This window comes from Staphylococcus sp. NRL 16/872, from assembly GCF_022815905.2.
Lineage (GTDB): Bacteria > Bacillota > Bacilli > Staphylococcales > Staphylococcaceae > Staphylococcus.
The window spans coordinates 1,193,169-1,211,763 of record NZ_CP119327.1 but is presented as its reverse complement, the minus strand read 5'-3'; the positions used below and the strand labels follow the sequence as shown (position 1 = coordinate 1,211,763).

The window sequence follows — 18,595 nt, the reverse complement described above, 5'->3', positions numbered from 1 at the left end:
AAGAAAGTTTATTAAAAACTTTTATTGAAATATTATTTTAAAGCTTCTTTAGCTTTTGATACTAATTCAGCAAATGCTTTATCGTCTGAAATAGCTACTTCAGAAAGCATTTTACGGTTGATGTTGATGTCAGCTTTTTTCAAACCGTTCATTAATCTTGAATAGCTGATATCATGTTTACGTGCAGCTGCATTGATACGTGTAATCCATAATTTACGGAAGTCACGTTTACGTTGACGACGGTCACGGAATGCATATTGACCTGATTTCATAACTTGTTGTTTTGCTACTTTATATAATGTGTGTTTTGAACCGAAGTAACCTTTAGCTAATTTAATAGTTTTTTTACGACGGGCTCTTGTTACTGTTCCACCTTTAACTCGTGGCATATTAAATTCCTCCTCAGATATAACTATTTATTATCGTTCTTTTTAACGTCTACAATTATTTTTTGTATGCTAATAATTGTTTTACGCGTTTCATATCGCTTTTAGAAACTAATTTAGCTTTACGTAATTTACGTTTTTGTTTAGTGTTTTTGTTTGCGAATAAGTGAGATGTGAAAGCTCTTGAACGTTTTAATTGACCTGAACCAGTTCTTTTAACACGTTTAGCTGCTCCACGGTGAGTTTTCATTTTTGGCATGATTCATTTCCTCCTACTAATTATGAATTATTTTTCGTTTACAGGCGCTAACATGATAAACATTTGACGCCCTTCCATTTTAGGTTTTTGTTCAACAGTTGCAATATCTTTACATTCGTCAGCAAATTTTTCTAATACACGTTGACCAATTTCTTTATGCGTAATCGCACGACCTCTGAAACGAATAGAAACTTTACATTTATCGCCTTTAGTTAAGAATTTACGTCCATTTTTCAATTTAGTTTGGAAATCGTGTTCCTCAATTGTCGGACTTAAACGAATTTCTTTAACATTGATAACTTTTTGTTTCTTTTTCATTTCTTTTTCTTTTTTCTGTTGTTCGAATTTGTATTTACCGTAATCCATAATTCTTGCAACAGGTGGTTTAGCATTTGGAGCTACAACAACTAGGTCTAATTCTACACGTTCAGCCATTTCTAAAGCTTCACGTTTAGATTTAACACCGATTTGGTCTCCATTTTGGCCAATTACACGTAATTCTTTTGCACGAATTTTTTCGTTAACTTGCGTTTGATCTTTTGCTATGGTTGACACCTCCCAAAATTTTACGAAATGTTCCAAGTAAAAAGAGCGGGCGTAAAACGCCCGCTCTTCACTCATACACATTAAATGTGTGACATGATTAACCTGCCAACTGCTCAAAGCGTCGCTACAGGTGAGAAACGGGTGTTTCTACTTGGTTCGTTTCGTATTCAACGTTTATAATCATATCAGCATTTATCATGTAAGTCAACAATTATTTTAATTTAATGATGTTTAATATCATCCATTTTAACATCTTGACGTAAATCTACTTTATCAAGTGGTATTAATTTAGTTTTATATCTAATTTTATGGTAGATATAAAATGCTAAGAATACTGGAATACCCATGTAAGTAATAACAAAGCGATTTAAATCAAAGTGCCCTGTTTTAATGAAATCTACGTCTTGTCCTATAATAACAATCACACATAAAATTCCTGCAAATATTGGACCAAATGGGAACCATTTAGCTTTATATTTTAATTCGCTCTTATGGTGATGTTGTTTATCAAAGGCTCTTCTAAATCTATAATGACTGATTGCAATACCAACCCATGCAATAAATCCAGTCATACCACTTGCTGCAACGATGTATTCATATGCACCGCCACTAAGTTTTTGAACTAAGAAAATAACAATAACTAAAACACCTGTAGCAATTAATGCTAGATAAGGTACACCGTATTTATTCGTTTTGCCAAATGTATCAAATGCTAATTTATCTTTACTCATTGAATATAACATACGTGTTGAAGCGTACATTCCTGAGTTACCAGCAGATAATACTGAAGTTAAAATAACTGCGTTCATGAATGAAGCGGCAAAAGCTAAACCAGCATTTTTAAATACAAGTGTAAATGGAGAAGTTGCAATACTATCATCTCCACCCATTAAAGCATTGCTATCATAAGGAATTAGCATACCTATCACAAAAATGGCTAAGATATAGAATAATAAAATTCTCCAGAATACTTGTTTAATCGCCTTAGGGACAGCACGTTCTGGATTCTCAGATTCACCAGCAGTGATACCGATTAATTCAGTACCTTGGAAAGAGAAACCTGCAACTAAGAATACGCCTAGAATTGATAATAAACTACCTCCTAGGTTTCCTCCTAAGATTGGACCATCACCTTTAGTGAATGTTTCAAATCCAACAAACTTACCACCCATAATTCCTAATATAGTTAATAATCCTATAATGATAAATATAATAACTGTTACTACTTTAATTAATGCAAACCAATATTCACTTTCACCATAAACTCTTACTGATAAAGAGTTAAGAGCAAAAATAATAACTAAAAAGATACAACTCCATACCCATGCTGGAATACCAGCCATAGGTGTCCAATATTGAATGACTTGTGCAGCTATTGTAACATCAGCTGCTACTGTAATTACCCAGTTAAACCAATAGTTCCAACCTAAAGCAAATCCTAATGAAGGATCTACAAATCGTGTAGCATATGTACTGAAGGAACCAGATACAGGTAAATACGTTGCCATCTCACCTAATGAAGTCATTAAGAAGAATACCATAGCACCAATAATAGCATAAGCGATTAATGCACCGAGTGCGCCTGCATCATGAATAGCGCCACCGGAGGTCATGAATAAACCTGTCCCTATGCATCCTCCCATTGCTATCATGGATATATGACGATCTTTCAAACCACGTTTGATACCACCGTCTTGATTTTCGACTTTACTCATAGAAGCTTCCTTTCCTTCTGTAGAGGCTAACTAGAAACGTTTTATTTGCTATGTGTTGATAATTAACTTATCAAATTCATATTTTACGAATTATGTAAAATTAAAAATCGAAATAAAAAAGATTGCATACCTTAGAGATATGCAACCTTTTGCTTAATCTATATCGGTAGCACATCACAAATTGTGACAGTACAGTTTCTATTCGACAACTGTCCCAACAAATGATAATTATGGTTATCATTTGTTTCGGCAACTTTACCTTTCACTCTTTCAACATATGTTCCATAACAACTTCTGAAGAGTTACTAATCAAAGTTGCAACCTCTAACTCATTTTTTATATTTACTAATTTGTAATATACATTAAGCGTTCATTTTTATCAAGACTATCTATGTTTTTTTAAGCGAATTTCATCAATTAAATTCCAAATAAATTCATCTTTTTCAACAGTTTCTTGATCTTGTGAACCGTATTTACGCACATTTACTTCATTATTTTCAACTTCTTTGTCCCCTACAACGATTTGATAAGGAATTTTTTGCATTTGTGCTTCACGGATTTTGTATCCCATTTTTTCATTGCGGTCATCAATTTCTACACGAACACCTTGAGATTTTAATTCGTCTTGAAGATTTTTCGCATAGTCATAATGTAAATCAACGTTTACAGGAATGATTTCAACTTGTTTTGGTGCTAACCAAGTTGGGAAGGCACCTTTAGTTTCTTCAGTTAAGAAAGCTACGAAACGTTCCATAGTTGATACAACACCGCGGTGGATAACTACTGGACGATGGTTTTCACCATCACTACCAATATATGTTAATTCAAAACGTTCTGGTAATAAGAAGTCAATTTGAGCAGTTGATAAAGTTTCTTCTTTACCCATTGCTGTTTTAACTTGAACGTCTAATTTAGGGCCGTAGAATGCCGCTTCACCAATTGCTTCAACATATGGTAAGTTCATTTCATCGACTGCTTCTTTAAGCATTGATTCAGCTTTATTCCACATTTCATCGTCATCCATATATTTTTCTTTATCTTCTGGATCTCTGTAACTCAAACGGAAAGTATAATCTTCAAATCCGAAGTCTTTATATACATCTTGAATCATGTGTACAACACGTTTGAATTCATCTTTAATTTGGTCTGGACGAACAAAGATATGAGAATCGTTTAAAGTCATACCTCTTACACGCTGCAAGCCTGATACAGCACCACTCGCTTCATAACGATGCATAGTACCTAATTCAGCGATACGAATTGGTAATTCACGATATGAATGTGGTCTATTATTATAAACCATCATATGATGAGGACAGTTCATTGGACGTAATACCATTTCTTCTGTTTCATCTAATTTCATAGGTGGGAACATATCATCTCTATAGTGATCCCAGTGACCTGAAGTTTTGTATAATTCAACATTCGCTAATACTGGAGTATAAACGTGGTCGTAACCCATACTTACTTCTTTATCTACGATATAACGTTCGATTTCACGACGAATAGTAGCACCATTCGGTAACCATAAAGGTAAACCAGCACCTACTAATTGGTTATTAGTAAATAACTCTAAATCCTTACCGATACGACGGTGATCACGTTCACGACGTTCTTCTAACATTTGTAAATGCGCTTTTAATTCTTTTTTATCGAAAAATGCAGTACCGTAAATACGTTGTAACATTTTATTATTGCTATCGCCACGCCAATAAGCACCAGCAGTAGATAATAATTTGAATTCTTTAATTTTTGAAGTAGATGGTACATGTACACCTCTACATAAATCTGTAAATTCACCTTGAGAATATAATGTTACATTTTCATCTTCAGGGATTGCATCAATTAATTCTAATTTATAAGGATCATCTTTAAAGAAATCTTTCGCTTCTTCTCTAGAAACAACTTTACGTTCAATTTTATGATTTTCATCAACGATTTGTTTCATAGTTTTTTCAATTTTTTCAAAATCATCAGAAGATACTTTTTCATCCATATCAAAATCATAGTAGAAACCGTCTTCAATAACTGGCCCTACACCAAATTTTACGTTACCATATAAACGTTTTAAAGCTTGAGCCATTAAATGAGCAGTAGAATGACGTAAAACTTCTAATGCTTCCTCACTTCCTGGTGTAACGATTTCAATTTCACCATCTTCTTCTAATGGTCTAGTTAAGTCAACCATTTGACCATTAAATTTACCAGCCACAGCTTTTTTTCTTAATCCAGGACTAATTGATTGTGCAATATCTTCAGTAGTAGTTCCATTATCGAACGCTTTTGAATTACCATCTGGGAATTGAATATTAATTCGATCCATTATATAACCCTCCAATTATAAATTCTATCATCGTTGAAAATAAAAAAACTCGCCCCCTATATAAGGGACGAGTTCGTCGTGGTACCACCCTAGTTATTTAGCAAATGCTAAATATCTCTACATAAGATAACGGTCTTGAGCCGAACACTGATTACCAGCGCCTTAAAATGAAGGAGTAATAATTTAATATATTAGCTAAATTCACACCATACATTAGCTCTCTGTATAATAGTAATTAAATTATCATATCTTCATTAATTTCAACGATTTAGATTTAAGTTCATTATACATCACTTACTGTAAATTTCAATTGTTTCGTAAATTTTCTCCATCTAAATAATAAGAATTCGATAAACTCTTAATTCTTTCAACAATTCTAGCCGCTTTCGTTTGCTCAGCGCCTTCACGCGTATTAGATAAATGATGCTCTAATTCATCTAAATTTAAATTAGATGAAAAGAAAGTCGGTAGTTCCTGAACCATACGATAATGAAGCAACGGTCCAATGACTTCATCTCTAACCCATGGCGTTACTTCTTCTGCACCAATATCATCTAACATTAAAATATTGGCTTCTCTAATACGTTGTAATTTCTTCTCATAACTTCCATCTTTGAATCCACTTTTTAATGTACGAATATATTCTGGAAGATACACAATCGTTGAAGCAACGTTTTTAGATTTTAATTGATTAGCTATAGCGCCTAATATAAATGATTTACCTGTACCAAATGGACCATGAATATATAGACCTTTGACATTTTCTTTATTCACTAGTTTCTTACAAATATCATTAACAGCCATCGCAATTTCTAAACGATGACGTCCATTTGTGTAAATATCTTTAACCTTAGCATCCAGTGTGTCGCGTTGCATATGATGTGCAGTAATGAGTTGAGAATTATATCTTGCTTCATCATGTTTAACCTTACATGGACATTGTTTGTATCTAATTTTAATGCGCTCATTTTCAATATAAAGTTCAGGTGTATGACCTTTAACAAAATTAGGACATTGTTCATAATCATGGCCATCATAACGTTTTTGTTGATCTTTATACTCTTGTAAAATATTTAAATCGTTATCTATCATTTTATTTGTTAATTCTGATTTGTGTTGTATTAAGAATTGTTTAACATCTTCGTCATTTAGAACTTGTTGTTTAATTTTAGCAATCCGTTGTTCTAAATCGCTGTTTGATCCAATAATACTACTAAACGATTTCATCTAATCCTCCTCCCAGTCTTGAGCTAATTGAGCGCGAAACGCTTCTCTATCTTTTTCGAGTTGTGCATCATGTTCATCTTTATTTACTGATGATTGTTGATCTCTATTTTTCAACCATTTTGGTGTTTTTTCTCTTGAAACTATCTCTTTATTTTTTGAATAACGTCGACGTGATTGGTTTGAGTTATAACTTTTAGAAGAAGAACTATCTTCTTTAGTTTTTAAAGCATAGTTATATGCTTGTTGTGCTGTTTTAATACCCAACTTTTTCCAATTTGAGGCAATTTCAAATATATACGTTTTAGGTAGTTTCATATCATTTTTTAACATGACAAATTGTAGCAAAATATTGATAACACCAAATGATAATTTCTCACGTTCTATTAATTCTTCAATCATTCTTTTTTGTTGTAATGTAGGTTCTGATTCTGACCATGAAGATAGCATATCAATTGGACTTGTCGCTTCCAACAAGTCAAACCATTCATCAGTTGATGTTTTAACATCTTCTTGTGCATGCTCATTTTGACTTACAGATGATGATTGTTTACTCTCATTTGTCTTCACTTGTAATTCAGGAAGTTGTTGGTTATGTTCTATTAAATAATATGAACGCGCATGCTTTCTCATTTCTTCAAAAGAAAGTTGTTGATCACTCGTAATAGAGTTTAAAATGATTCGCTTCATTGAATCAGGCGTTAATCCATACAACGTAGCTAACTGAATAATTAATTGGCGTGTTTCTTTAGTTAGCAATTCACTACTAATAAAATGATGTTGCAACATTTCTTTTAACATATCAAATTCAAATGTTTCATTTGATAAATCAATACCTACATATGAAGATTCTTTTTTAATTGTAGAAGAATCTACTCGTATATTTTTCTGAGGGACTTTAAAGACGTCTGTAAATTTACGAGTCACTTGTTGAAATCCTTCCAAATTTGGTTCATCTTTTTCAAAATAAGCTTTTAAACGCTTATAACGTTTATTATCTACTTCATTATACAAATAAACAGACAGCATAGGGTCATTAAAGAATTGATAAGCCGTTGGAGGTTTGATTAGCTCATAAATAAAAAAAGATTGCTGATGATTGTGTTTAACATATGTTTTGATTAACCCAATCGCTTCTAAAGCATCCATTGATTTTCTAAACTCTAATAAATTAGTCCTTAATTCATTCATAATCGTGTAATGAGTAAGCGTCTCGCTCATTGACTCATTCACAAATTGGTTCATATAATGATAGACCCCAATCGCTTGTGTGCCAATTAAAGGTACATATAAGCGATTTAATATATCTAAATGGTTATGATTAAAGAAAAAATTACGATAAACTTTAAATCCATCATGAGGCCTCAAACCATATTCATATGACTGCAAACTCATTATGAATCACTCCGTTTATTATCATTCAATATGCCCTGCATAGATGCGAGTAACTGATCTACGTCTTTAAATTCTTTATATACTGAAGCAAAACGAACATAAGACACTTGATCAACATGCATTAGTAAATTCATCACATGCTCTCCTATATCTCTAGATGAAATTTCAGTATGGCCTTTATCACGTAATTGCCATTCAACTTTATTAGTAATATCTTCCAATTGTTGGTAACGTACCGGTCTTTTTTCACATGATCTTACAAGTCCATTTAATATTTTTTCTCTTAAAAACTGTTCACGTGTCCCATCTTTTTTTACAACAATAAGTGGACTGACTTCTATATGTTCAAATGTAGTAAAACGGGTGCCACAATTTTCGCATTCACGTCTTCTTCGAATTGCATTTGCTTCATCAGCATGACGTGAATCTACAACGCGTGAATGCGTAGAGTTACATTTTGGGCATTTCATATCTTTCACCCTCTTGAATAGATTATGCTTCATTATACTATAAATATAATTAAGACAAAAGAAGTCAACTTACGAGCTAAAATATCGAATTTGAATTTATTTCAACTAAAATTAATATTATGTACATTAAAATTATTTAGTCTAACCATACTGCACATCATCACACTCTAAATATTAAAAAATAAAAAATATACTCTCCCTTAATCACCCTATTTAATTCTTTCTTATATTCCAGAAAAATTATTTTAACTTTGATATTTCACATAATAATTTTAAAATAAAATTTATTTATTGATTAGTGAAATACGCTTGCATAAGTAGTTCTAAGGTAGATTACGAAGTGTAGTTGTGAAGACTCCTATGCTAATTATTAATGAACCTAAGTGCTATAGCACTTAGGTAAGTAATTCTAAAATGGATAATGGAACGTAGTTGAGCGACGCCTGAGGGAGCAGGATGAGTGTCGAGACCAAGGCTCGACCCAGCCCCCTAGGCAAGCGTCTCAACTTAAGTGTAATGTCAATCCATTTAAGAACTGCTTTACAAGACTACAGGCTTAAGCCTTTCCCGCAAGAAAGCGTCGCAACAAAATGAGTAGCATTCATCTAAGAACTACTTTACAAGACCGTGGCTCGACCCAGCCCCCTATGCAAGCATCACAACAGAATAAGTAAATGTTCATCTAAGAATTTCTTTGCAACTAAAACGAGTAAACATCTATCTTAGAACTTCAATTACTAGTTTAAAATAAAAACTGCCGGCAAAGATTAATACTTTGTCGACAGTCTAGCTCATTTCCCTAAGGTCATGATGTTTATTTACGATTTATAATCAGTTAGTAGAAACTACTTTGTCAGCTTAGATTAAGCTACCAATTTGTTCAGCAACTTCCACTACTCTATTTGAATAACCCCACTCGTTATCATACCAAGCAATAACTTTCACTTTGTTGTCGCCCATAACGATAGTGTTTTGTGCATCAACTACAGCTGAATTAGGGTTAGTATTGAAGTCAACTGATACTAACGGTGCATCTTCAACATCAAGAACACCCTCTAAACCTGCATTACGAAATGCGTCGTTAACTTCATCTACTGTAACATTTTTCTCTAAATCAACTACTAAGTCCACTAAAGAAACGTTTTTAGTTGGAACACGTAAAGCAAGACCGTGTAATTTACCTTCTACTTCAGGTAAAACTTCTTTTAATGCTTTTGCTGCACCAGTAGAAGTTGGGATGATACTTTCGTTACATGAACGTGCACGACGTAAGTCTTTATGAGGGTTATCAATGTTATTTTGGTCATTAGTAATAGCGTGAACTGTTGTCATTAAACCATTCACAATACCAAATTTATCATTTAACACTTTGGCTACTGGGCCGATACAGTTTGTTGTACAAGAAGCATTACTGAAAATGTCATATTCTTGAACATCTAATTTATCGTCATTTACTCCTTTAACAATCATTTGAACGTGGCCACCTTTTGAAGGACCAGTTAATAATACTTTTTTAGCACCAGCTTTAATATGAGCGATTGCTTTATCTCCATGATTGAATTTACCTGTAGCTTCAATGACGATATCAATATCTAAATCTTTCCAAGGTAAGTTTTCTGGATTACGATCTGACACTAATTTAATATCATGACCATCTACACGGATACCATTTTCAATTGGTTCTACTTTTTTATCATATCTACCGTGAGTTGTATCGTATTTAATTAGATGCGCAATTGTTTCTGGTGGATAGCTAGCATTGATTGCTACTACGTTTAAGTTATCGTTATGTAAAGCAATTCTTAATACCATTCTACCAATTCTACCCATACCATTAATTGCAATATTTGTTGACATTTAAAGCACCCCTTGATTGTTTGTTTATATGTTATACTTTATAAAATTAGTGTAACATATTTAACAGAATTTGAAAGCGTTTTCCACTAATTTAAATATTTTATTTTTATTTAAGGTATATAAGTTTTAGTTATAAAAAAATCTTAGTGGAATTTTATATTTTTAATAACTTTTATCCCACTAAGATAATATTCAATATTTAAAGTTCTTCTTTATTTAAAAATCCTTGTTCAGATAATAAACGTTCAAGATTTTGCTTTAATTCAAGCTTACTTCCTAAATTATCTATAACATGATCAGCCATTCTACTTTTCTTGTCAATTGAAATTTGACTATATACTCTTGCTTTGGCATCTTCGGCAGTTAAATTATTTCGCTCCATTAAGCGCTCAATTTGTACACTTTCTGATGTATAAACTAGCCAAACTTCGTCAACTGTATCTTGTAAATCATTTTCAAAAAGAAGTGGAATATCCATAATGACATTATGACCTTGTTGTAAATATTCATGTTTTTCTTTTTCCATAATTTCTCTTACAATCGGATGCACGATTTTATTTAATTCAAGGCGTTTTTCAGGATGATTGAACACGAGTTCTCCCATGTACTTACGATCCATTTCACCTTCTTCAGTAATCGCTTCCTCACCGAATTGTAATTTAACTTGTTCTAACCCTTTTGAACCTTTAGCGACTGCTTCACGTGCTGCTATATCTGCATCCACAATTTTAAAACCATATACACTTAAAAGTTCAGAAACTGTAGATTTCCCTGTCGCTATACCGCCAGTTAATCCTATTACTTTAGGCATGATTTTTCACCACTCATTTCTATTTCTGACACTGTGGACAAAAATGACTATTTCTAGTTGCTACTACTTTTTGTTCAATGTCATGATTACATACTTTACATTTCTTTTGTTTATAAACGTTTAAATGGAGTTGCATTTCTCCAGTTTTACCATCTGCATGACGATAATCGGAAATGCTAGTACCTCCATTATTAATACCCTCTTTTAAAACTTCTTGAACATAATAGAAGAGCATTTGACGTTCTTGTTCAGATGTATATTTAACTTTTCGAGAAGGAAGTATGCCTGCTCTAAACAATGCTTCGCACGCATAAATATTGCCACAACCAGCGACAATCTTATGGTCTAGTAACATCTGTTTAATTGGCTTATTCTGCACTTTCTTTTGAGTTAAATAAACTTTAAAATGTTCGAACGCTTCTTCTTCAAATGGTTCCGGCGCTATTTCTAAGAATGAAGGATAATCATTAAAAGAAGCTAAATTACGAATTTCTCCAAATCGACGAATGTCCGAGTAGACAAGTTTTTTACCATTATCTAAATGAAAAATAACGTGCCAATGCTTTCTATAATTAGGTGTACTAATTTCAGATAATTGATTGACTGTAAAAAAACCACCGGCCATACCTAAATGACTTAATAAAATTCGTTCATTATTATTTTTCTCGATAGTAAATACAATATATTTACTACGTCGTTCAATGTTTTTAAATGTGTAACCTTCACTATTTAAACGAAAACCATCTAAATTAATACCTTTGATAATAGTTTCTTTACCTTGTTGTTTTCCTTCAATAACCTTTTTAGAAAAAGTTACACTTTTAATAGTAGTATTTTGAATAAATGGTTCTATACCTCTTTTTACATGTTCAACTTCTGGTAATTCTGGCATTTCAATTTCCTTTCTCTATTTCGCATCATACCAAGTAGAGCCATAATTTGAATCTACTTTTAAAGGCACATCTAAGTCTAGTGCATGTTCCATTATATCTTCTACAAATGCACTAAAATCTTCAATTTCATCTTTAGGCACTTCAAATATCAATTCATCGTGAACTTGAAGTAATAATTTCGCATGATAAGAAGTATCTCTGACTTGTTTATCAAACTCTACCATTGCTAATTTAATGATATCAGCTGCGCTTCCTTGTATAGGTGTATTCATCGCAGTTCTTTCTGCAAAGCCTCTTAAATTGAAATTACGGCTTGTAATATCTGGTATATATCTACGACGATGCAATAACGTTTCTACATACCCATTTGCTTTTGCATCTTTTACGATATCTGACATATATTGTTTCACACCTGGAAAACTAGCTAAATAATCATCAATAAACGCTTTCGCTTTTTTACGAGTTATTCCTAAACTTTGACTTAAACCATAGTCACTAATACCATATACAATGCCGAAGTTAACGGCCTTTGCTTGTCGACGCATTAAATCATCAACACCATCCGCTTCAACGCCAAATACTTTCATAGCAGTTGCAGTGTGGATATCTCGTCCATGGATAAACGCTTCTTTCATACTCTCATCTTGCGTAATATGCGCTAATACACGTAACTCAATTTGAGAGTAGTCGGCTGAAAGTATAACACTATCATCTGAATTTGGTTTAAACGCACGACGAATTTTACGCCCTTCCTCAAGTCTAATAGGTATATTCTGTAAGTTAGGATCAACTGAAGACAAACGTCCAGTTTGAGCTAATGTTTGGTTGAATCGTGTATGGATACGTTTATCATTGCTAATTACTTTTTGTAATCCTTCAACATACGTTGATTGTAATTTAGATAATTGGCGATATTCTAAAATATAATCAATGATTGGATGTTCGCCTTGAAGTTGTTCTAATACATCAACTGCTGTAGAATAACCTGTCTTTGTCTTTTTAATAACTGGTAGTTTAAGCGTTTCAAATAATACAACACCTAGCTGTTTAGGTGAATTAATATTAAATTCTTCTCCAGCTGCTTCATGAATATTACTAATAAGTGTATCCAATTTTTCTTGAATTTCATGTTGCATTTGTTGTAAATCATTCACATCTGTATAGATACCAGTTTCTTCCATTTCACCTAAAATGCGGGCAAGTGGAAGTTCTAAGTTTTGTAATAAATCTATTTGATTATGTGCTTCTAATTCTTTAAACATTAAAGGTTGTGACTCATGAATAGCTTCGGTAATTGAAGCAATATGAGTGTTTAAAACTTCATCATCAGGAATGCTACGTTTTTTACCTTTGCCATATATAGAAATATCATCTTTAACGTAGTTTTGATGATAATGCGTCACAACAGAACGAACGTCATCTATTGTTCTCGATGGATCAATAATGTAACTTGCTAACATCACATCAAATTGAATATTTTTAATATCGATATCTAATCTATGTGCTGCAACATACGTCTTCTTAGCATCATAAACACTTTTACATGTATTCTCATCTTCAAGCCATTTAATTAAATCAGGATAGTCTTTAATACTATCAGCATTAATAACAATATGTTGATCGCCTGTATGGAAACCAAATTTTAATATTTGATCTTTTAGATAGTTGGAACCGTCTATTTCGAAATGGATGACTGCTTCATTTAAGTGGTTAAAATCTATATGATCAAATGTAGGGTCAATTTCAAATGTTCTATCTGAATTATCGTCATTGTCAGTAACATCACTATCTATATCAGCAAGTAACTGTTTAAACTCTAACTTTTTAAATAACTCAATTTTATCTGTATTGTCTTCTTGATGATTAAGTTGCGTATCCTTTAAGCTTACTTCAATAGGACTATCACAATTAATTGTAGCCAAATCTTTACTCATTAATGCATCGTCATGACTATTTTCTAGCTTCTCTTTAAGTTTTTTACCGGAAACTGAATCAATATTGTCATAAACACCTTCGACAGTTTCAAATTGTTTTAAGAGTTTAATCGCAGTTTTTTCGCCTACACCTGCAACACCTGGAATATTATCTGAAGTATCTCCCATTAAACCTTTCATATCAATAATTTGTTGTGGCGCTAATCCGTCATATTTTTCGGCAATAAATTCTGGAGTATAGTGATCAACGTCAGTAACACCTTTTTTCGTATAATAAATAGTGACATTATCAGTAGCTAATTGTGTTAAATCTCGATCTCCGGTTACTATAATCGTTTCAAAACCTTGCTTATCAGCTTCTTTACTTAATGTCCCAATAATATCATCAGCTTCATAATTTTCTAATTCGTAATGTTTAATGTGATAAGCGTCAAGTAATTGACGAATATATGGAAACTGTTCACTTAATTCAGGTGGTGTACTTTGTCTACCGCCTTTATACTCACTATACTTAGAATGACGGAAAGTTGTTTTTCCTGCATCAAATGCTACTAAAAAGTGGTTCGGTTGTTCTTCTCTAATAATTTTTTCTAGCAACATTGCAAATCCATAGATTGCATTCGTATGAATACCTGCTTTATTAGAGAGCAGTGGCAAGGCATAGAAAGCTCTAAAACTTAAACTATTACCATCTATTAAGATTAATTTATTCAAAGTGCAAACCTCCAGAACGAATTTAATTATATTTTAGCATATTCCCTTTATCATCACGAATGAATGATTTTATAGTAAATCCAAATATAAAAAAACCTGTTTATTTGTGCTTTCCAAATAAACAGGTAAATAAATATTTATTGTTTTTCATCTATAAATGACACTCTAAATAATGAACCTTCACCAGGTTGACTATCAACATTTATCGTACCATGATGTGCTTCTACAATATGCTTAGTAATTGATAGCCCTAATCCTGTTCCGCCTGAATCACGACTGCGCGCTTTATCAACACGATAAAATCTTTCAAAAATATGTTTTTGATCCTCTTTATCAATACCAATACCAAAATCTTGGATTTCTAAATTGACTTTAATGTCTTCTCGATAAACTCTAACAATGACCTTATTATCTTCAAGAGAGTAATTGATGGCATTAGACAATAAGTTGGTAATGACTTGAGCTAATTTATTCTCATGAGCTTCAATTATCACATCTTTTTCAATTTCTGAATTGATAGTGATGTTTTTATATCTAGCCTGATTTTGAAGGTTATCAATCGTATTATAGGCTAATTCCGAAAGATTCACATAAGTTGTTTCAAGCTCTGTTTGTTGTTCAATATGTGATAAATCTAATAAATCCATTACTAATGATTCAATACGATTGGATTCTTTTAGGATAATCTTTAAAAACATTTCTAAAGATTGCTCGTCATTTTTAGCACCTTCAATAAGCGTTTCAGCAAAACCTTTAATTGACGTTATTGGTGTTTTTAATTCATGAGAAACATTTGCTACGAATTCACGTCTAAGGTTTTCAAGCTTTTTCAAATTTGTAATATCATGCATAACGAGTACCAAACCTTGTAATCGTTTTTTAGATTTACTGAGGATAGGTAGACATGAAACATCAAAATATTTTTGATGTACGTCATTTATATATAATTCAATTTGATCATAAATTGCTTGTTCAGTTCTAAAAGCTTCAAGTATCAAGTGCTGTATTTTCTCATCTAAATATGCGGTATAATCTTTGCTTTCTACTTTTTTCTCTGGTCTAAATACTTCATAATACGAATGATTGGCTACAACAATCTCTCCATGTTTATCGATCATTAATACTGAACTTGGGATATTCTCCAATGTTGTTTTTAATCGATTAGATTGCATTTTTTGTTTGTTATTAAGCTTTTGGAGTCGTCTCGCTAAATCATTCGTTGTTACAAATAAGGCTTTTGTTTCTTTAACGTTACTTTCAGGAACTCTAACATGGTAATAGCCATCCGCAATAAGAGATGTTGCATATGTAACTTCATTAATAGGTCTAATATATGTCCTATTAATACTTCTAACTGCTAAATAAATTGCTAATAATACGATAATTCCGATTAATGACAAATATTTCCACATACTTTTCTGCAGATCAATAATTTCATTATTCAAACCACTTATGTATATCGTTTTATCATTAACTGTATGTTTAAACGTGTATCTTAGTTGCCCATTCTCATTGTGATATATAATATCTGATGGATTTGCGGCATTGTCTATATTTTTATTTATTTTTTGATGATTACCTAACTTATAAATAGTTTTACCATCTTCGTAAATATAAACAGTTAAATGTTGATCAGATGCGATATTTGTAATTTCTTTGTTGTTTTTTTGCTTATTTAATTTTAGAAAATTCTCAGAAATATGGTTTAATTCAGCACTTTGCGTAGTAGATAGTATTTGATAAATCGTATGATGAATAATGGCCCCTAAACCTATAAAACTGATAATCGTGATAGCACTTAATAATAGGAGTAATCGGTGATGAAACTTTAACATTAACCTTTAGGTCTTTCTAATTTATACCCTAAACCACGTACAGTTTTAATCAATTTAGGCTGCTTAGGATTCTCTTCTAATTTATCTCTTAGATGACTAATGTGTACATCAACTATCCTAGAATCTCCAGCAAATTCATAATTCCAAACTGAATTAAGCATATGTTCTCTTGTAATTACTCGTCCCTGTCTTTCGATTAAGTATAAAAGTAATTCAAATTCTTTAGGCGTTAATTCTAGTAACTCGTCATCTTTATAAACTTCAAAGAATTCAGGTCTAATTCTAATATTTTCAATTATTATATCTTCTTCATCTACATCATCTTTTTCTACTTCACTAGCAAACTTCGATCTTCTAAGGATAGCTTTTACTCTGGCTACCACTTCTCTAGGCGAAAAAGGTTTAGTCATATAGTCATCTGCACCCAATTCTAATCCTAATACGCGATCAAATTCATCATCTTTAGCCGTTAACATTAAAATTGGAACAAGGTTTTTATCAGAACGAATCGTCTTACAAACTTCAATTCCATCTTTTTTCGGTAACATTACATCTAAAACAATCAGTTCAGGTTGAACTTCATTTACTTTTTCAAGTGCTTCTTCCCCATCGTAAGCAACTTCTACGATGTAACCAGCTGTTTCAAGATTATATTTTAGTAAAGTTACAATGGATTGTTCGTCATCCACAACTAATACTTTTTGTGACATAATGTGCCTCCCTGATTAGAAATAACATTCAAATACATTATAACTGAAGTTTAAATAAAAATAACATACCACATATTAAATTTACATAAACTTAACAATTAATATAATATTTTCTATTTATTAAGAAATTATTTTACTAACCTTAACTTAATATTAACAAATTTAGGCAAAAAAATATAATTTTATAAAAAAAGATGACTCACTCAAAACCTATTAAAGGCCTTTGAGTGAGTCATATAGACATTTATATTATTATTTTAAATTTTTAATAAGTTCATCAGCAAATTCAGATGTAGAAACTTCTTTAGCACCATCCATTAAACGCGCAAAGTCATAAGTTACGACTTTTGAAGCAATTGTTGCTTCAATAGCATCAGTAATTTTATCTGCTGCTTCTTGCCATCCTAAGTGTTCAAGCATTAATACAGAACTTAATAATTCTGATGAAGGATTGACTTTATTTAAGTTTGCGTATTTAGGAGCAGTACCATGTGTTGCTTCGAAAATCGCATGTCCAGTTTCATAGTTAATATTGGCACCTGGTGCGATACCAATACCACCAACTTGTGCCGCTAAAGCATCTGAAATATAGTCACCATTTAAGTTCATTGTAGCAACTACATCATGTTCAGCTGGACGTGTTAAAATTTGCTGTAAGAAGATATCCGCAATTGAATCTTTAATGATGATTTTACCTTCTTGTTCAGCTTTGTTTTGTGCTTCATTTGCAGCATCTTTACCATCTTTTTCGACAATTTCATCATATTGTTGCCACGTAAATACTTTATCTGCAAATTCATTTTGAGCTACATCATAACCCCATTGTTTAAATGATCCTTCAGTGAATTTCATAATGTTACCTTTATGAACTAAAGTCACAGCTTTACGATCATTATCAATCGCATATTGGATCGCAGCTCTTACTAAACGTTCAGTTCCTTCTTTTGAAACAGGTTTAATACCAATTCCAGAAGTTTCTGGGAAGCGGATATTAGTTGCGCCCATTTCATTTTGCAAGAAGTCAATGACCTTCTTAACTTCATCAGTTCCTTCTTTAAATTCAATGCCAGCATAAATATCTTCAGTATTTTCACGGAAGATAACCATATCAACGTCTTGAGGACGTTTAACTGGTGAAGGCACACCTTTAAACCAACGTACAGGACGTAAGCAAGTAAATAGATCTAATTCTTGACGTAAAGCTACGTTAAGTGAACGAATACCTCCACCAATTGGTGTAGTTAAAGGTCCTTTAATCGCGATTAAATATTCTTTTATCGTATCTAGTGTTTCTTTTGGTAACCACTCACCAGTTTCATCATATGCTTTTTGACCAGCTAAGACTTCTTTCCACTCAATACGTTTTTCGCCGTTGTACGCTTTTTCAACAGCGGCGTCAATCACACGACTTGCTGCTTTCCAAATATCTGGGCCAATTCCATCACCAATAATAAATGGGATGATTGGTTCGTTTGGTACGTTTAATCCTTCATTCGCTCTAGTAATTTTTTCTGCAGACATAC

At 32.3% G+C, this 18,595-nt stretch carries 15 protein-coding genes, 1 riboswitch and 1 other annotated feature; all 15 genes read right to left on the bottom strand.

Translation table 11 applies throughout. The features are described 5' to 3' along the window. Nucleotides 1–32: 32 nt before the first annotated feature. The 15 genes from rplT to icd all read right to left on the bottom strand — a co-directional run bounded on the left by rplT (nt 33) and on the right by icd (nt 18,593). Complete coding sequence (gene rplT / locus MT340_RS06090; RefSeq protein ID WP_103298707.1) at nt 33–389, bottom strand: 50S ribosomal protein L20; 357 nt, start codon at nt 387–389, stop codon at nt 33–35. A 55-nt stretch (nt 390–444) separates the two neighbouring features. After that, entirely contained in the window at nt 445–645 is a 201-nt protein-coding gene (rpmI, locus tag MT340_RS06085; RefSeq protein WP_002448990.1) for a 50S ribosomal protein L35, read from the bottom strand. A gap of 27 nt (nt 646–672) precedes the next feature. Then, nucleotides 673–1,200: a translation initiation factor IF-3 gene (infC, locus tag MT340_RS06080; RefSeq protein WP_103298717.1), complete on the bottom strand. Its 528-nt coding sequence runs from the start codon at nt 1,198–1,200 to the stop codon at nt 673–675. A gap of 22 nt (nt 1,201–1,222) precedes the next feature. Next, nucleotides 1,223–1,350: a sequence feature (ribosomal protein L20 leader region), on the bottom strand. 62 nt (nt 1,351–1,412) lie between these two features. Then, nucleotides 1,413–2,906, bottom strand: coding sequence for an amino acid permease (locus MT340_RS06075; RefSeq protein WP_243589187.1), 1,494 nt, complete (start codon nt 2,904–2,906; stop codon nt 1,413–1,415). Between the two features lie 159 nt (nt 2,907–3,065). Further along, nucleotides 3,066–3,241: riboswitch (Lysine riboswitch) on the bottom strand. Between the two features lie 50 nt (nt 3,242–3,291). Then, entirely contained in the window at nt 3,292–5,229 is a 1,938-nt protein-coding gene (gene thrS / locus MT340_RS06070; RefSeq protein WP_243589186.1) for a threonine--tRNA ligase, read from the bottom strand. Nucleotides 5,230–5,535: 306 nt separating this feature from the next. Then, a complete protein-coding gene (dnaI, locus tag MT340_RS06065; RefSeq protein ID WP_243589185.1) occupies nt 5,536–6,456 on the bottom strand; it encodes a primosomal protein DnaI in 921 nt (306 codons plus the stop codon). Beyond that, a complete protein-coding gene (locus MT340_RS06060; RefSeq protein ID WP_243589184.1) occupies nt 6,457–7,848 on the bottom strand; it encodes a replicative helicase loading/DNA remodeling protein DnaB in 1,392 nt (463 codons plus the stop codon). Beyond that, a complete protein-coding gene (nrdR, locus tag MT340_RS06055) occupies nt 7,848–8,318 on the bottom strand; it encodes a transcriptional regulator NrdR (RefSeq protein ID WP_243589183.1) in 471 nt (156 codons plus the stop codon). The genes MT340_RS06060 and nrdR overlap by 1 nt, the downstream gene beginning before the upstream one ends. Nucleotides 8,319–9,176: 858 nt before the next feature. After that, nucleotides 9,177–10,175, bottom strand: coding sequence for a type I glyceraldehyde-3-phosphate dehydrogenase (gene gap, locus MT340_RS06050; protein WP_243589182.1), 999 nt, complete (start codon nt 10,173–10,175; stop codon nt 9,177–9,179). A gap of 199 nt (nt 10,176–10,374) precedes the next feature. Continuing rightward, a complete protein-coding gene (coaE, locus tag MT340_RS06045; RefSeq protein WP_243603674.1) occupies nt 10,375–10,986 on the bottom strand; it encodes a dephospho-CoA kinase in 612 nt (203 codons plus the stop codon). A 19-nt stretch (nt 10,987–11,005) separates the two neighbouring features. Continuing rightward, entirely contained in the window at nt 11,006–11,878 is an 873-nt protein-coding gene (gene mutM / locus MT340_RS06040; RefSeq protein WP_243589181.1) for a bifunctional DNA-formamidopyrimidine glycosylase/DNA-(apurinic or apyrimidinic site) lyase, read from the bottom strand. A gap of 15 nt (nt 11,879–11,893) precedes the next feature. Then, nucleotides 11,894–14,527, bottom strand: a complete 2,634-nt coding sequence (polA, locus tag MT340_RS06035) for a DNA polymerase I (protein WP_243603673.1) — start codon at nt 14,525–14,527, stop codon at nt 11,894–11,896. A 137-nt stretch (nt 14,528–14,664) separates the two neighbouring features. Beyond that, nucleotides 14,665–16,362, bottom strand: a complete 1,698-nt coding sequence (gene pnpS, locus MT340_RS06030) for a two-component system histidine kinase PnpS (RefSeq protein ID WP_243603672.1) — start codon at nt 16,360–16,362, stop codon at nt 14,665–14,667. Continuing rightward, entirely contained in the window at nt 16,362–17,072 is a 711-nt protein-coding gene (locus MT340_RS06025) for a response regulator transcription factor (protein WP_243589179.1), read from the bottom strand. Before MT340_RS06025 ends, pnpS begins: the two co-directional genes overlap by 1 nt. Before the next feature lie 252 nt (nt 17,073–17,324). Continuing rightward, nucleotides 17,325–18,593, bottom strand: coding sequence for an NADP-dependent isocitrate dehydrogenase (icd, locus tag MT340_RS06020; RefSeq protein WP_243589178.1), 1,269 nt, complete (start codon nt 18,591–18,593; stop codon nt 17,325–17,327). Nucleotides 18,594–18,595: the final 2 nt, after the last annotated feature.

Excerpts from the sequence above, each read along its gene's own strand:
- thrS (WP_243589186.1), bottom strand. The coding sequence starts at position 5,229 with ATGGATCGAATTAATATTCAATTCCCAGATGGTAATTCAAAAGCGTTC.
- MT340_RS06075 (WP_243589187.1), bottom strand. The coding sequence starts at position 2,906 with ATGAGTAAAGTCGAAAATCAAGACGGTGGTATCAAACGTGGTTTGAAA.
- gap (WP_243589182.1), bottom strand. The coding sequence starts at position 10,175 with ATGTCAACAAATATTGCAATTAATGGTATGGGTAGAATTGGTAGAATG.
- coaE (WP_243603674.1), bottom strand. The coding sequence starts at position 10,986 with ATGCCTAAAGTAATAGGATTAACTGGCGGTATAGCGACAGGGAAATCT.
- dnaI (WP_243589185.1), bottom strand. The coding sequence starts at position 6,456 with ATGAAATCGTTTAGTAGTATTATTGGATCAAACAGCGATTTAGAACAA.
- pnpS (WP_243603672.1), bottom strand. The coding sequence starts at position 16,362 with ATGTTAAAGTTTCATCACCGATTACTCCTATTATTAAGTGCTATCACG.
- MT340_RS06060 (WP_243589184.1), bottom strand. The coding sequence starts at position 7,848 with ATGAGTTTGCAGTCATATGAATATGGTTTGAGGCCTCATGATGGATTT.
- icd (WP_243589178.1), bottom strand. The coding sequence starts at position 18,593 with ATGTCTGCAGAAAAAATTACTAGAGCGAATGAAGGATTAAACGTACCA.
- rplT (WP_103298707.1), bottom strand. The coding sequence starts at position 389 with ATGCCACGAGTTAAAGGTGGAACAGTAACAAGAGCCCGTCGTAAAAAA.
- mutM (WP_243589181.1), bottom strand. The coding sequence starts at position 11,878 with ATGCCAGAATTACCAGAAGTTGAACATGTAAAAAGAGGTATAGAACCA.
- rpmI (WP_002448990.1), bottom strand. The coding sequence starts at position 645 with ATGCCAAAAATGAAAACTCACCGTGGAGCAGCTAAACGTGTTAAAAGA.
- nrdR (WP_243589183.1), bottom strand. The coding sequence starts at position 8,318 with ATGAAATGCCCAAAATGTAACTCTACGCATTCACGCGTTGTAGATTCA.
- MT340_RS06025 (WP_243589179.1), bottom strand. The coding sequence starts at position 17,072 with ATGTCACAAAAAGTATTAGTTGTGGATGACGAACAATCCATTGTAACT.